Raw genomic sequence first — 12,720 nt, 5'->3', positions numbered from 1 at the left:
CATCCGGTTAACGGGCGCAGGCCCCGTCACGGATCGAGGTCGTCGCCCGCCCGTTCGTCGAAGATCCGCATGGCCTTGGCGGTCACCGGGCCCGGTGCGCCCGGCAGTTCACGGGAGTCGACCCGGTGTACGGCCTGCACATCGCGCAGCGTCGAGGTCAGGAAGACCTCCTCGGCCCGCTCCAGGACGTCCAGCGGGAGGTCGGTCTCCTTGGCGCCCGTCCACTCGACGGTGAGGGCGCGCGTGATGCCCGCGAGGCAGCCGGACGCGACCGGCGGGGTGTGGATCTCGCCGTCGAGAACGACGAAGACGTTGGAGCCCGTGCCCTCACAGAGCTGCCCGACCGTGTTCGCGAACAGCGCCTCGGACGCGCCCTGTTCGCGCGCGCGGGCGAGGGCGACGACGTTCTCGGCGTACGAGGTCGTCTTGAGGCCGGTGAGCGCGCCCCGCTCGTTGCGGGTCCACGGCACGGTGATCACGGCGGTGGAGTCGGGGCGGCGGGCGGTCTCGCCAAGGGCGACGAAAAGGGTCGGCCCGTGCTCACCACGATCGGAGCCGAGCGGACCGTGGCCGCCGGTGTACGTGATCCGCAGGCGGCCGAGCGGCATCGGGTTGGCGTCCAGGACGGCGGCGCAGGCCCGGCGCACCTCGTCGAGGTCGGGCTCGGGCAGCCCCAGACCGCGTGCCGAGCGCGCCAGCCGGTCGAGGTGGCGGGTGAGCGCGAACGTACGGCCGTCGAGCACCTTCACGGTCTCGAAGATGCCGTCGCCCACGGTCAGCCCGTGGTCGAAGACGGAGACACGGGCCGACTCGATGTCCTGCAGCCCGCCGTCGAGCCAGATCTTCACGTGGGGGTCCCTCCACTTGCGTCGTACGCCCCTGGATACACCCCCGACGCTACAGCGAGCAGTCGCGCGGCTTTCAGTTCGGTCTCCTCCCACTCGCGCTCGGGGTCCGAACCCCAGGTGATGCCCGCGCCGGATCCGAAGCGCAGCATGGCCGCGTCCTTGGCCGACCGGTCGATCCAGAAGGTGCGGATGCCGACGGCCAGCTCTCCGGTGCCACGGTCGGCGTCGACCCAGCCGATGCCGCCGCAGTACGGGCCCCGGGGCGCCGTCTCCAGTGCCTCGATGATCCGTAGGGCGCTGGACTTGGGGGCGCCGGTGACGGAGCCGGGCGGGAAGGTCGCGGCGAGCAGCTCCGGCCAGCCCGCGTCCTCCCGCAGCTCGCCGCTGACGGTGGAGACGAGGTGGACGAGGCCCGGGTGCTTCTCGACGACACACAGGTCGGGCACGGCCACACTGCCGGTGACGCACACCCTGCCCAGGTCATTGCGCACCAGGTCCACGATCATCACGTTCTCGGCGCGGTCCTTCTCCAGAAGGTCCGCCTCGGTACGCCCGGTGCCCTTGATCGGACCCGACTCGACCACCGCGCCGCTGACCCGGAGGAAGAGTTCGGGCGACGCCGTGGCTATCTCGACGCCGTGTCCGGGGAGGCGAATCGTTCCGGCATAGGGCGCCGGATTGGCGCGCGCCAGCAGGGCCGTCAGCGCGTCCACGTCGGCGTCCGGTGCGACGGGCGCCGACAGGATCCGGCAGAGGTTCGCCTGATACACCTCGCCGGCCGCGATGTGCTCACGGATGCGGCGTACCCCCGCCGTGTACGCGGCGCGGTCGAGCGACGACGTCCAGTCACCGCGTCCGGGCCCCCGCCACTCCCCCGGCACCGGCGCGGGAACGGATTCCCGTCGTACGTCCGCGAAGCGGGCGCAGACGAGACGCCCCTCGAAGTCGGCGCTGACGGCCCAGAAGCCGCTGGAGTCCAGGGCCGCCGGGTCGTCGGTGACGTCGAGGAGGCCGGTCGCGACGAGGTTGCCGAAACGGGCGAGAGCTGGGAGGTCGTGCACGGCTGTGAGTCTATGGTGGGTGGCCCGCGGGTGCCCCGGCCGTGTCCTGGAGCGGGCGTAGCGCAGCACGCTGCACAAACGCGTTTTTGTACTGGCCCCGGAATCCGCTAGAGTTCAACACGTCGCCGGGACGCGTGAGCGGTCCGGAAACGACAAGCGGACGTAGCTCAGTTGGTAGAGCGCAACCTTGCCAAGGTTGAGGTCGCCAGTTCGAACCTGGTCGTCCGCTCGCAGGCAGTGGGGGGATCGTCCCGAACCCCGCACTCCTGGTGGAGTGGCCGAGAGGCGAGGCAACGGCCTGCAAAGCCGTCTACACGGGTTCAAATCCCGTCTCCACCTCCAAGGACGATTAGCTCAGCGGGAGAGCGCTTCCCTGACACGGAAGAGGTCACTGGTTCAATCCCAGTATCGTCCACACAGGCCAGAGGCCGTTTCCCGATACGGGAGACGGCCTCTGGCGCGTAGCGAGTGACAATCTGCGTGACTACCGATCCTCGCCACCCTCAAAGATGCGGTCCATGGTCACCGCTCCTGTCTGGATCACCGGGCGGATCTGCTTCCGGTAGACCTTCTCCGTGACCGCCGTACTGGAGTGCCCCACGAGCCGAGAGATCTCCTCCAGCGGTACGCCGTTGTCGGAGAGCAGGGACACGAAACTGTGCCGGAGCTCCCGAGGCGTCCAGTGCGCCGGGTCGAGACCGTCCACCGCAGCAAGGACACGTCGATAGGTCCGCCGGACGTTGGCCGCATCGAGCTCTGTGCCCACTGCGGAAGTGAAGACGAGACCCTTCTCCTTCCACTCCTCCCCCGCCTTCTCACGCTGCCGATCCTGCGCTTTGCGCTGCTCGGTCAACGCCTCCACACAGCGAGCAGGCAACGCGAGCGTGCGCCTCGACTTCCGGGTCTTGGTGTCCCCACTGGCACGGACCGAACGCCAGACGGCGATGTGCGGCGGGATCGGCGGATCCGTGTCCGGCGCCCCTTCGAGGTCCACGTGATCCCACGTGAGCGGGCGCAGCTCCTCCGTCCGACCTCCGGTGAGGAGAGACAGCACGATGTAGGCGTGCAGCGGCGTGTCAGCGGCAGCGTCCAGCACCGCCTCAGCCTGTGCGAGGGTGAGCGCTTTGGACGGACGCCCCTCCTGGCCGGTCGGGACGGAGCACAGCTCAACGACATTGCGCTTCACCTTGTCCCTCACCATGGCCCGTTTGACCGCTCGGTTCAGGCACGAGCGGATCACTTGCAACGTGCTCGTACTGAGCGTCTTGGCCTTGTCAGCCAGCCACTTGTCCACCTCGTCGGCGGACAAGGCGCGGAGCTTCCGCGCTCCGAGCGCCGGAATGATGTGCCGCTGACAGAGGGTCGTGTACTTGGCCACCGTCGTCCCGTCCAGTCCCGCCAAACCGTAGGCCAGCCAGTCATCAACAGCGTGCTTGACCGTGTAGCCCGAGGGCGCGATGGCGAGGCCGTCTTCATAGTCTCGGATGACCTCCTTCAGCTTGGCTTTGGCCTCAGTCTTGGTCCGGCCACTGCCACGCTTGACGATCCGCTTTCCTCGCCCGTCATAGCCCAGGCTGACCGTCGCAATCCAGCGTTGGCGCTTGTCGTCCCAGTGAAGCCCGCCGTCTCCCCTGCTACGCCGTTTCGTCACCAGTCGCCTCCCGCCTCGCGTTCGAGGAGCGCGACGTACTCATGGATCGCCGAGACAGGGATACGGCGCGCACGCCCTTGCCTCACGGCACGAAGGCGCCCAGCGCGGATCTGCTCATAGATCACGGTTCGACTGAGGTTGAGCACCTTCATGGCGTCTTTGATCCGGTAGAGGACAGGTTCGCCAGCGAGATCATGCTCAACGGCGGTCGCCATACTCACCACTCCCCCGTGCCGTCGTGCAGGGCTTCGCGGGCGGTTTCGCGGTTGAGCTGGAGGTCGCGGGCGATGGTGGCGGCGAGGGCGGATTCGCCGGGGGTGTGGCCGTGCCCGGCGTACTGCCAGGAGGCGAGCACGAGCACGGTGTCCGGCTCGGTGTCGTCGAGGCCGCGGGCTTCGCGTTCTTGGCTGGCGCGGTAGTCGGCTCGGGTCTGCCGGAGTGTGCCGAGGGTGGTGGAGTAGCGGCGGGACTTGGAGGAGAAGTGCCCGCGGAAGCCGAGCATGTGAGCCCAAGCGCGTAGCCGCCGGTCGGGGTAGAGGGGTTCGAGGTCAAAACAGGCGTCGATGAGGCGGCGGGCGTGGTCGGGAACGCCGAGCAGGACGGGCGCTTCGCGGTTGCCGATCGGGCGGTCGAGGGTGCCGGTGTTCTCGGCGGCTTTGGTGGCGTACTTGGCGACGTAGGAGGCCACGGCCTGTTCGGTGATGTCGGAGCCGTCGCCGAACGCCTTCACGGTGCGGATGTCGAGTTGGGTGCCCCACTGGAAGGTGCGGGCCGGTTGGTCACCGGCGGCGGGCACGGTGACCGTGGCGTAGGGGTGGACGGCGGCGGCTCGGATGGCTGCGTCGAGGAGGTCGACGGTGGCCCAGGACGGCGGCGGGTCTTCGGGCCCGTCGGGTCCGTCGAGGCGGATCACGGCGTGGAAGTGGACGGCTCCGCGCTTCTGGAACTCGGCGACCTTGCCGTACGACAGGCGTGCGGTGTCGGCGAGTTCGCGCTGCGTCAGCCCGGCCCGGGCGGCGATCTCGCGGCGGAGCCGCTTGATGAAGCGGTGCCACAGCTCCCCGGCATGGTTGTTGAAGAGCACCGCGCCCGCGTAGTCGTAGGTGTCCGGGTCGAGTGCGGTGCCGAGCGCGGGATCATCCTCGGCGTGCCAAAGGCCGCAGCGGCAGCGCCCACGAGTCGGCCGGTTGTGGACCGGTCCGAACGAGGGAGCGGTGAAGGTGGCGAAGACGCGGGGGCTCTCGCGCACGATGGCAGGTATGTCGTAGCGGTCGTCTCCGGCCAGGCCCGCGCGGATGAGGTGGTAGGTGTCTCCGGCGTAGGTCCAGGCGCAGGCCGGACAGCGGGAGGCGCGGCGGTTGCCGCAGGCGATCCGCAGCCGTCCGCCCGGCTCGTGCTCGGTGCTGTAGTGGTGCAGCGTCTCACCGGTCGTCTTGTCCTTGGTCAGGGTCCAGCCGGTCAGGTGGATCGGGTTGGCGCAGCCGCCGGTGCGGCGGATCTGGTCTTGCCAGCGGTCGAAGCCCGGGGACCCGGCCACCCGCAGCGCGTCGGCGAGGGTGGCCGGGTCCAGGCCCGCGAGGGGCGTGGTGTCGGTCACGCGGCCACCTCCCATCCCGCCTCGTTGGGGCGCGGGGGCAGGGGCAGGGTGCCGAGGCCCTGGCACCTCGGGCAGTGGACGGTGATGGTGCGTAGGTGCCCGTTCCGGTCCCGGCCGCCGAGTGTGACGGCGGCGGAGGCGAAGCCGCTGCAGCCCGGGCAGACACGGGCCGGGGCGGGGGCGCGGTCGGTCATGATGGAGGTTCCTTCCGGTTGAGAGATCGGGTAGGGGCACGGCGCCTGGGCGGCGGAAACCTGGCAGTGGAGGCCGCCCGGGGCCGGTCAGCGTCGTGTGGCGTCGGTGGTCACCAGGGAGCGGATGACCAGGGCGCAGATGGCGACCGAGACGCCGGTGATGGCCACGGCCAGCAGCAGCGAAACGAGGACGGCGCCGACGACCAGGACGACGCCTCCGCCAACCACCGCCAGGCCCATCAGCGAGCCGGGGGTGAGCTGGACGCTCGTGCGGGCCGGGGCGGGGTTCTGGCAGTAGCAGTGACTCGGAGCGTGGTTGTGGTGCGGCTGCTCGATGGCGGTCGGCGTGACCACCGGCACGATCTCCCTCGTCGGGGTGGGGTTGACCGGAACACGGGGCTGGAACATGGGATGAACTCCCTTCTGAACGTGGCTACTTGGTGGCGGTGTCGATGGCGGGGCCAAGGAAGCTGTCGGCCAGCAGGTAGCCGCCGATCAGCAGGACGATCACGAGCCAGAGCGGCGGGCGAACGAGCTTGATGCCGACCAGGCCGACGCAGGCGATGAAGAACCACAGCGGCACAGACATCGGGCGGGCTCCCTTCAGCGGACGGGGCAGCGGTGGCCCTGGGCGGCGATCATGGCGGGGCTGACGTCGTCGTACTCGACGGACCAGCCGCAGTCCTCAGCGGCGCAGGCGGCGACGTACTTGATCTCGCCGCGGCGTCCGTGTGCGGTGCCGACGGTGACCTTTCCAACGCGGTGCAGCTCGCGCCAGATCTGGTAGAGGCCCATGGGTGGTGCTCCTTTCGGGTCAGGTGAGTTGGGCGGCGATGGCGTCCGCCATCGGGGCGGGCACGCCGAGGCGGGCGCGCAGGGTGTCGGTGTCGATCCGGGATCCGGTGCGGGCGTGGTGGTCGTCGGCGACCTTGCGGGCGTGAGCGACCAGCGCGGCCGGAACTTGCGGAACCGGATCGGCGGCGGGCAGGGCCGGGGGTTCTTCGGCCGGACCGACCGGGTCAGGCTGTGGCTGGGAGGTGGGGGTTGGTTCGATGCGGTCGACTTCGGGGGCCGGGGCTGCGGGCGCCGGCGGAACCGGCACCCGGTCCCCGGCCGCGTTCGAGTGGGCCAGGAGCGTGCCGCCGAGGAAGGCCAGCGCGGGCCATCCGGCGACGCCGAACCGCAGCCAGGCCGGAGGGTGGTCGAGGTCGAGGAATCCGGCAGTGGCGACGTTCGCGCCGAGCGAGGCGATAAGGGCGATCAGGAACCAGCACCAGGCCAGCCGGGACGGGCCGTCCGAGCGGAGCCGTCGCCACGCGGCCACGAGCAGCAGGTCAACGGAGATGGGGTAGGCCCATGCCTTCCAGCCGTCTTGTCCGGCGGCTGCGGCCAGGTCGTGCAGGTGGGCGAAGGACAGGGCCCCGGCAATCACAGCCTGTACGAGCACGGCGTCCGGGCGGAGCGTACGGGTCATGTCTTCACCTCCTTCGGAGAGTTGGGCCCGGGGCGGGGCGGGGATCAGGTCCGGCCGCCCGGCCCCGGGCGGGGTTCAGTCGGCGGCTTCGCCGGTACCGAAGCAGGCAAGGCAGATGCCGCTCTGCTGGCCGACCACGCGCTGCTTGCGGCCCACGCGGACGGTGCGGGCGACCTCTCCGGTGCCGTTGCACGGCTCGCACTTCACCGGCTCCGGCACGGTGGCCTTGCGACGGGCCGTCGTCTTCCTCGCGGCCATGGCGGCGTTCAGTCGCTGTCGCAGTGAGCGGCATTCGGAATGGGTACGCCGTCGCACGGCTTGGCAGCCCACTCGTAGTTCGTGGACGGGCCAACCACGACCTTGTAGCCGTCACCGGCACAGCCGCCGCAGGATTGACGGTGGTTGGGCACCTCGGCCGGGTCGGACGGCACGGGGATACCGGTGTCCTTGTCGGTGTGGAACTTCATGGTCAACTCCTTCTGTTTTCGGCATGGATCGGGTAGAGACCTGGCGCGAAGGGGTCACGCCGACCCGTCAAGCGAGTGAGAATCAGGCGGCTTCTGTGACGGCTTCGGCCGCCGCGGGCGCCTGGACGGGCGCGAGATCCAGCGCGGGCCGGAAGCGGGCCAGCTCCGGCAGATCCGGGGTCAGGTGGGCGTGCCGGTTGCACGCGGACACGGCCTGCCGCATCGAGGTGTGCGGGGTGCGAATGCGGGTCCACTCACCTGTGGAGTAGCCCACCACCGCCATCCCCCGGCGCGTGTTGGGGATCTGCGTAGCGGCGAACACCGCGTGCGGGGAAATGTCGCCGAAGGCCATCTTGGCGGTGGATTCGTCGTTGACGCGGTGAACAGTCCGGCCGGTGAGCTGGGCGCGCAGCATGGTGATGCCGTCGCCGAGTTCGGAGCCGAAACGCTGCCCGTAGATGTCCAGGAAGATCCCGGCCGCGCGGCCAAGCTGGGCGAGGCGGACCAGGGCGGTGATGATCCGGTCCCGGCGAGGATCGTTCCTCTTGGTGCTCAGGGCGAGTTCGGCGATCTCGTCGATAGTGACCACGATCGGCACCGGGCGCAGCGCCTCAGGCAGGTCCCAGATGTTCGCGGCAATCTCCCCATCCGACGTGTCGGCGCTGATCCGCTGCTCACGGCGGATCACGTCGTAGATGCCCTCCATCCGCGCCACCAGCGCTTCCAGCAGAGCAGCTGCGTCATCGGGGTTGTCGGCCAGCGCGGACAAGCGGCGGGCGAACGGACCGAGTTCGATCTTCTTGCAGTCGATGCCGACCAGCGCGACCGGCTGCGCGGCAAGTTCCTTGATCACGGTGCGCTGGAAGACGGACTTGCCGGACTGCGTGGCGCCGACCGTCACCGAGTGCGGCACCTCCCGGTAGTCCCGGTAGTGGACCGATCCGTCCTCCACCAGCGCGACCGGGATCTTCAACAGGTCACGGTCGGTCTTGGCGGGCATCTGCACGTGCTTGAGCACGTCGTAGCCGGTCAGGGTGATCTCGACGACGCCCGGTTTGATCTCGCGGGAGGTGACCTGGTGGACGCCGAAGGAGTGGCGCAGCCGGTCGGCGGCGGCGGAGAACTCGAACGCATCCTGACCGGACCGCATCTTGATCCGCAGCCGGACCCCGGTCCGCGTCGGCTTCAGCCACAGCAGGTGCGGCACGCGCTGCTGCGGACTGGGCTTGTTGAACCAGCGGGCCAGCGCCAGCCGCAGCCGGGAGGCCGGGACGGTGAGGTGGCAGGCGTCCATCACGGCCGCGTAGCGGAAGCGGATCCGCAGCGCGGCGAAGGCGACACCGAAGGTCAGCCAGTGCCAGGCGGGGCGGCGCCACTTCAGCAGCAGCGCCAGTCCGGCCACGACCGCCAGCGCGATCAGTATCCAGTCCATGATCAGGCTGCCCTGGACTTCGATGCGGTCTCCACCAGCGAGGTGACGGCGACCGCGCGGAAGCTGATGCCGTGCCGCTTCTGGCCGTTGAACTCGTTCTCCCACGGCCGGGCGATCAGACCGGTCAGCGCGACCGGGGTGCCCATGACCAGCTCGCCGGAGATACCGGACTCGGGGACCGCCACGCTCATAATCTCGGCGTTGCCGTCCATGACGAACATGACATCGACCGTCCACAGGGTCGCGCCGGTCTCGCGGTCCGTGGCGACCTCACCGGTCTGCCGGTTCGCAATCTTCTTCTGCGGAGGCTGCGCCACCATCACGGCAGCGGAAGTGGTGTCGACGGGAATCTGACGCATTATGGAACTCCCTTTTCCGAGGGGCGGGAGCGGCGGACTACTTGGCGGTGGGTCGCCGCTCCTGTGTGTTGTTGGTCTTGGTCCGCAGGCAGACGGCCACGGACGCTCGCGTTCCCAACTGGTGCGCACCAATAGATTCCATCTGGTGCGCACCAGATGTCAAGCCCTGTCGCGATCCGGCTTCTTAACTCGCCTTCCTGCGACGCTTCTAGGCAACCGCGTGCGCCAACTCCCCGGTAGCCAACAGGGGTTAACACGGATTGAGTTAACCCCTGACGACCTGCACCGATGTGAGGCATGCTGCTGTTACGGCTCAGGACTCACATGCAGGGCGGTGCACGTGACGAACGGACTCCGGGCAGCGAGGAACGCGCACGAGTGGTCACAAGAGCGGCTGATCCGAGAGATCGAGCGGTACGCGCGGCAACACCTGCTCACGATCGCGTCCACGGCCAGCCTGCGCGTCTACGTCTCGGAGTGGGAGAACGACAGACGCCCGATCACAGAGCGGTACGCAAAGATCCTCCGGGCATTGCTCGGCATCACCGACGACGAGCTGTACGGCAGGCACACCGCGCCAGCACTCCCAGAAGCTGACGGGTACGACGAGTTGGTGAACCGGATCGACGCAGCCCGAAGCGTCAGTCTCACCATGGTGAACACGTTCATGGACCAGACCGAGCTACTGCGAACCGTCGACCGTCAGATGGGAGCAGCCAGTCTCATCGACCAGATGACCGGGCATCTGTCGACGCTCGAAGATGCGTTGACCTTTGCGGTGCTTCCCGACACGCGGCGACCCGTAGCTCAGGCACTCGCCGGAGCAGCGACGCTCGCCGCATGGCAGGCCCTCGATGTCGGAGCCGTCGAACGAGCGTGGCGGCATTACGAGTTGGGCAAGCACGCGGCCAAGGAAGCCGAGGCTCCCATGTACCTCGCGCACGCCACGGCTGAGCAGGCATACGTACTCTGCGACGCGGGCCGACCGGCGGTAGCGGTCGAGCTGATCAGGGATGCCCAACGCGCCGGCGGGCAGGCGATGTCTCCCCGGCTCCGGGCGTGGCTGTACGCGGCCGAAGCCGAGATCTGCGCCAAGGCTGGCCTGCCCGACGACTGCCGCCGAGCACTGGATAGCGCCATGCAATGCCTGCCGTCCGGTGCAGAGGCTCGCGACCCGGACATGTTGAGCATCTTCCTGAACGACGGGCACCTGAGCCGGTGGCGGGGCAATGCCCTTGCGCTGCTCGGCGATGAGGCCGCGGTAGACAGCCTGTACGACGCCCTTGATGCCGTGGACCCGACGTTCATCCGAGCAACGGCCGGACTTCGGTGCGATCTTGCACAAGCTCATCTGGCCCGTGGTGAGTACGACCAGGCGACCGAGCATCTGAGGCAGGCGCGTCTTCTCGCGAACCGCACTGGATCAGTTCGCCATCGGCGCCGGATCGAGCAGCTCACACAGCGGTTGTAGGGGACTTGCCACTAGCTCGGGAAGCGAGCACGTGCAGGAGCGCAACGAGAGTCCCAGAGCCCATCAGGTCCCCGCGGGCCATGAGCCCAGGGATATCGGCGAGCGGCACCCACGCGACCTGTCCGGCCTCTTCGAGGTCCGTTGGGTCCCCGACGTGCTTGGCACCACGGCCCACGTAGATCTCATGCGGCGAGTCGACCATGCCGACCATGGGCTGATAGGTGACCACGTGCTTCAGATCATCGGGACGCCAACCAGTCTCTTCCTCGACCTCACGGGCAGCAGCCGCGGCGGGATCTTCATCCTCGTCGACGATGCCACCAGGCAGCTCCCAACCGAAGGAGTCGGGCACGAAGCGGTAGCGCCAAAGCATCAAGACTCGGTCCTGATCATCGAGGACCGCAGCGATCGCGACATGGTGCAGCCGTACTACGTGATGCTCGAACCGCTCCACACCGGGTGGCTCAACATCGACAAGTCCGAGCTTCACCCACCGGTTGTCATAGAGGATCCGTTCGCCATGAATCTGCCACGGCTCCAAGCCCGTCGGTGTCTCCACTGAGACAGCATGTCCAGGGACGCGGTAGGAGCTTCGCCCGTGTACTTCCACGACACCTTCGAGCGCGAGCCGCCCCAGGACGACCCGCAGTTGAGTGCGCCCGATTTCGAGGTCTTCAATCAGCTTGCGCTCGGAAGGGAGCTTGGACCCCGGCGGGTACTTCCCCGTTGAGATCCATTCGCGAATCGTGCGGTCAACCCGCGCCGACTTCGTTTCCATCCGTTGAGCACACTCCCCGATGTCATCACCTGGCCCGCACCAGCGTAGCCGCCGGACCTGTCAGACGGCAGGGATGATCAGTCAACCACCGCTGATCACTCAAGCTCGCAGCCAGGCGCGCCGGTGCCGTGCGACGACGTAGACCTGCTCGACCTGGTCCAGGGTGAGCTTGCCCGAGAGGGGGCCAAGGGCCGACACCTCACGCTCCTGGTAGATCCGCACGGTGTACTGCGTGGCAGCGCGGTGCAGAGAGGCGATGCCGACGAAGACTAGGACCGGTTCCACAGGGACGGTGAACCCACAGTGCCGCTCCAGTACTCCCTGAGCGTAGGCGGCTTCTGCCTTACTGGCCGTCGCGTACGGAACAGGTCGGCCACCGTTGACCTTGGCCATGTCGTCGCCGACCCAGACTGAAGCGCCCTGGTGATGCTTGGTGTTGATGCTGAACACGCCACCCGGCCCGATCAGCAAGTGATCGATATCCCCTCCGTTGCCCTTGGGTACGCCGTGCAGAACCCGCCAGCCCTGGGCGGAGAGGCGGTGCAGCTCTCGGCCCACGCGCTGCTCACCTTCAAGCCCGGCGTACCAGCTGTCCCACTCCGAAGGACGCCGCAGCATCTTCGTCCAAAGCCGCTGCACGGACGACGGGCCCCGGGCGGCAATCGCCTCAAGCACCGCTGCTCCCGGGCGGTTCTCCGCCAAGTCATCGGCGACGGTCAAGGCCGGTAACTTCACGGGCTGATCACGTCGCAGCGGACCGGGCGGTTCGGTCTGCCGAGGAGGCTGCTTCACGGGCACCGTTTCAGGGGCCGTGGCCGCCTGCGACGGGCCAGGACGGAGGACAGTCGCTGAGTCGCCAAGGTGCTTACGCAAGAGCGTCACGGCCTCACTCTCGTACCGCCGCACCTTGATCGTGATGACCTTTGTGGACCGGTCCGCCCATGCCACGGCGGTTCCGTCCGGGAGGTTCACGTAGAGCCGGTCCCTGCCGTGCCGCTTCCACGGGTTCACCGTGAGATCGCTCATTGGCCCGCCCCCAAATGTGTGCCGTCCCCACACACATGGCAGCAGCCGACCGCAGGCCCAGCAAGAGCGCCTTGCGGTCAAACTTTCCCTACATCATCAAGGCTCGCTGCGCTCGCTCGCCCGGCGGCCTACGGCGCTCGTCGATCATCGCCAACCCGACCGCCGCAGACTCCGCCCAAGCGCATCAACGGCCGCTACCGGCCCGCACGCCACCGCCACCACGATCCGGCCTCGGGAGGGAAAAAGCGCAACAGCAGCTCGACCCCAACGCCCTCGTTCCAAGGGTCACGCCGCACCCCTTTCCACCCAGTTGCCTACATGAGTAGGTCGGATCAACCGAGGGCCGCGCCAAGCGCGGCGGC

At 68.5% G+C, this 12,720-nt stretch carries 17 protein-coding genes and 3 tRNA genes; 4 read left to right on the top strand and 16 right to left on the bottom strand.

The genetic code is table 11. The features are described 5' to 3' along the window. Window positions 1-26 precede the first annotated feature (26 nt). Entirely contained in the window at window positions 27-848 is an 822-nt protein-coding gene (locus GAS53_RS39330; RefSeq protein WP_151482562.1) for an aminotransferase class IV, read from the bottom strand. After that, a complete protein-coding gene (locus tag GAS53_RS39325) occupies window positions 845-1,909 on the bottom strand; it encodes a chorismate-binding protein (protein WP_151482561.1) in 1,065 nt (354 codons plus the stop codon). The genes GAS53_RS39330 and GAS53_RS39325 overlap by 4 nt, the downstream gene beginning before the upstream one ends. Before the next feature lie 156 nt (window positions 1,910-2,065). Between GAS53_RS39325 and GAS53_RS39320 the strand changes: the two genes are divergently transcribed. The 3 genes from GAS53_RS39320 to GAS53_RS39310 all read left to right on the top strand — a co-directional run bounded on the left by GAS53_RS39320 (window position 2,066) and on the right by GAS53_RS39310 (window position 2,324). Then, a tRNA-Gly gene (locus GAS53_RS39320) sits at window positions 2,066-2,138 on the top strand. Window positions 2,139-2,177: 39 nt separating this feature from the next. Then, a tRNA-Cys gene (locus GAS53_RS39315) sits at window positions 2,178-2,251 on the top strand. A gap of 1 nt (window position 2,252) precedes the next feature. Further along, window positions 2,253-2,324, top strand: a tRNA-Val gene (locus GAS53_RS39310). A 69-nt stretch (window positions 2,325-2,393) separates the two neighbouring features. Here the strand turns inward: GAS53_RS39310 and GAS53_RS39305 are convergent. From GAS53_RS39305 to GAS53_RS39255, 12 genes are all read right to left on the bottom strand, one after another. Then, window positions 2,394-3,560, bottom strand: coding sequence for a site-specific integrase (locus GAS53_RS39305; RefSeq protein WP_151482560.1), 1,167 nt, complete (start codon window positions 3,558-3,560; stop codon window positions 2,394-2,396). Beyond that, entirely contained in the window at window positions 3,557-3,775 is a 219-nt protein-coding gene (locus GAS53_RS39300; RefSeq protein WP_151482559.1) for a helix-turn-helix domain-containing protein, read from the bottom strand. The genes GAS53_RS39305 and GAS53_RS39300 overlap by 4 nt, the downstream gene beginning before the upstream one ends. Window positions 3,776-3,777: 2 nt before the next feature. Next, window positions 3,778-5,172, bottom strand: coding sequence for a replication initiator protein RepSA (gene repSA / locus GAS53_RS39295; protein WP_151482558.1), 1,395 nt, complete (start codon window positions 5,170-5,172; stop codon window positions 3,778-3,780). Beyond that, a complete protein-coding gene (locus GAS53_RS39290) occupies window positions 5,154-5,351 on the bottom strand; it encodes a hypothetical protein (RefSeq protein WP_151482557.1) in 198 nt (65 codons plus the stop codon). Before GAS53_RS39290 ends, repSA begins: the two co-directional genes overlap by 19 nt. 87 nt (window positions 5,352-5,438) lie before the next feature. Continuing rightward, a complete protein-coding gene (locus tag GAS53_RS39285; RefSeq protein ID WP_151482556.1) occupies window positions 5,439-5,759 on the bottom strand; it encodes a SpdD-like protein in 321 nt (106 codons plus the stop codon). A 25-nt stretch (window positions 5,760-5,784) separates the two neighbouring features. After that, window positions 5,785-5,940 (bottom strand): hypothetical protein, encoded by a 156-nt coding sequence (locus GAS53_RS55535; protein WP_192583476.1) that lies wholly within the window; start codon window positions 5,938-5,940, stop codon window positions 5,785-5,787. A 14-nt stretch (window positions 5,941-5,954) separates the two neighbouring features. Beyond that, the gene (locus GAS53_RS39280) at window positions 5,955-6,146 is read right to left on the bottom strand and encodes a mobile element transfer protein (RefSeq protein ID WP_151482555.1); all 192 of its coding nucleotides are present in this window, start codon (window positions 6,144-6,146) and stop codon (window positions 5,955-5,957) included. A 19-nt stretch (window positions 6,147-6,165) separates the two neighbouring features. Next, complete coding sequence (locus GAS53_RS39275) at window positions 6,166-6,825, bottom strand: DUF2637 domain-containing protein (RefSeq protein WP_151482554.1); 660 nt, start codon at window positions 6,823-6,825, stop codon at window positions 6,166-6,168. 75 nt (window positions 6,826-6,900) lie between these two features. After that, window positions 6,901-7,083, bottom strand: coding sequence for a hypothetical protein (locus GAS53_RS39270; protein ID WP_151482553.1), 183 nt, complete (start codon window positions 7,081-7,083; stop codon window positions 6,901-6,903). 8 nt (window positions 7,084-7,091) lie between these two features. Further along, window positions 7,092-7,292: a hypothetical protein gene (locus GAS53_RS39265; protein WP_151482552.1), complete on the bottom strand. Its 201-nt coding sequence runs from the start codon at window positions 7,290-7,292 to the stop codon at window positions 7,092-7,094. Window positions 7,293-7,374: 82 nt separating this feature from the next. Next, entirely contained in the window at window positions 7,375-8,724 is a 1,350-nt protein-coding gene (locus GAS53_RS39260) for an FtsK/SpoIIIE domain-containing protein (RefSeq protein ID WP_151482551.1), read from the bottom strand. 2 nt (window positions 8,725-8,726) lie between these two features. Further along, window positions 8,727-9,083, bottom strand: a complete 357-nt coding sequence (locus GAS53_RS39255; protein WP_151482550.1) for an SCO3933 family regulatory protein — start codon at window positions 9,081-9,083, stop codon at window positions 8,727-8,729. A gap of 430 nt (window positions 9,084-9,513) precedes the next feature. Between GAS53_RS39255 and GAS53_RS39250 the strand changes: the two genes are divergently transcribed. Continuing rightward, window positions 9,514-10,554 carry a tetratricopeptide repeat protein gene (locus GAS53_RS39250; RefSeq protein ID WP_192583480.1) on the top strand — a complete coding sequence of 347 codons (1,041 nt, stop codon included), beginning with the start codon at window positions 9,514-9,516 and terminating at the stop codon, window positions 10,552-10,554. Here GAS53_RS39250 and GAS53_RS39245 read toward each other — a convergent pair. Further along, the gene (locus GAS53_RS39245) at window positions 10,538-11,332 is read right to left on the bottom strand and encodes an NUDIX domain-containing protein (RefSeq protein WP_151482549.1); all 795 of its coding nucleotides are present in this window, start codon (window positions 11,330-11,332) and stop codon (window positions 10,538-10,540) included. The two genes, GAS53_RS39250 and GAS53_RS39245, sit on opposite strands and share 17 nt — an antisense overlap. Before the next feature lie 99 nt (window positions 11,333-11,431). Then, window positions 11,432-12,052 (bottom strand): nuclease-related domain-containing protein, encoded by a 621-nt coding sequence (locus GAS53_RS39240; protein WP_225859383.1) that lies wholly within the window; start codon window positions 12,050-12,052, stop codon window positions 11,432-11,434. Window positions 12,053-12,720 lie beyond the last annotated feature (668 nt).

It is taken from the genome of Streptomyces albicerus, from assembly GCF_008905045.1.
Taxonomy (GTDB): domain Bacteria; phylum Actinomycetota; class Actinomycetes; order Streptomycetales; family Streptomycetaceae; genus Streptomyces; species Streptomyces albicerus.
This window is presented reverse-complemented; position numbering and strand designations above follow the sequence as displayed.

Bases quoted from the DNA above. Each gene is read 5' to 3' on its own strand.
- GAS53_RS39300 (WP_151482559.1), bottom strand. From the start codon at position 3,775: ATGGCGACCGCCGTTGAGCATGATCTCGCTGGCGAACCTGTCCTCTAC.
- repSA (WP_151482558.1), bottom strand. From the start codon at position 5,172: ATGGGAGGTGGCCGCGTGACCGACACCACGCCCCTCGCGGGCCTGGAC.
- GAS53_RS39290 (WP_151482557.1), bottom strand. From the start codon at position 5,351: ATGACCGACCGCGCCCCCGCCCCGGCCCGTGTCTGCCCGGGCTGCAGC.
- GAS53_RS39285 (WP_151482556.1), bottom strand. From the start codon at position 5,759: ATGTTCCAGCCCCGTGTTCCGGTCAACCCCACCCCGACGAGGGAGATC.
- GAS53_RS55535 (WP_192583476.1), bottom strand. From the start codon at position 5,940: ATGTCTGTGCCGCTGTGGTTCTTCATCGCCTGCGTCGGCCTGGTCGGC.
- GAS53_RS39280 (WP_151482555.1), bottom strand. From the start codon at position 6,146: ATGGGCCTCTACCAGATCTGGCGCGAGCTGCACCGCGTTGGAAAGGTC.
- GAS53_RS39275 (WP_151482554.1), bottom strand. From the start codon at position 6,825: ATGACCCGTACGCTCCGCCCGGACGCCGTGCTCGTACAGGCTGTGATT.
- GAS53_RS39270 (WP_151482553.1), bottom strand. From the start codon at position 7,083: ATGGCCGCGAGGAAGACGACGGCCCGTCGCAAGGCCACCGTGCCGGAG.
- GAS53_RS39265 (WP_151482552.1), bottom strand. From the start codon at position 7,292: ATGAAGTTCCACACCGACAAGGACACCGGTATCCCCGTGCCGTCCGAC.
- GAS53_RS39260 (WP_151482551.1), bottom strand. From the start codon at position 8,724: ATGGACTGGATACTGATCGCGCTGGCGGTCGTGGCCGGACTGGCGCTG.
- GAS53_RS39255 (WP_151482550.1), bottom strand. From the start codon at position 9,083: ATGCGTCAGATTCCCGTCGACACCACTTCCGCTGCCGTGATGGTGGCG.
- GAS53_RS39245 (WP_151482549.1), bottom strand. From the start codon at position 11,332: ATGGAAACGAAGTCGGCGCGGGTTGACCGCACGATTCGCGAATGGATC.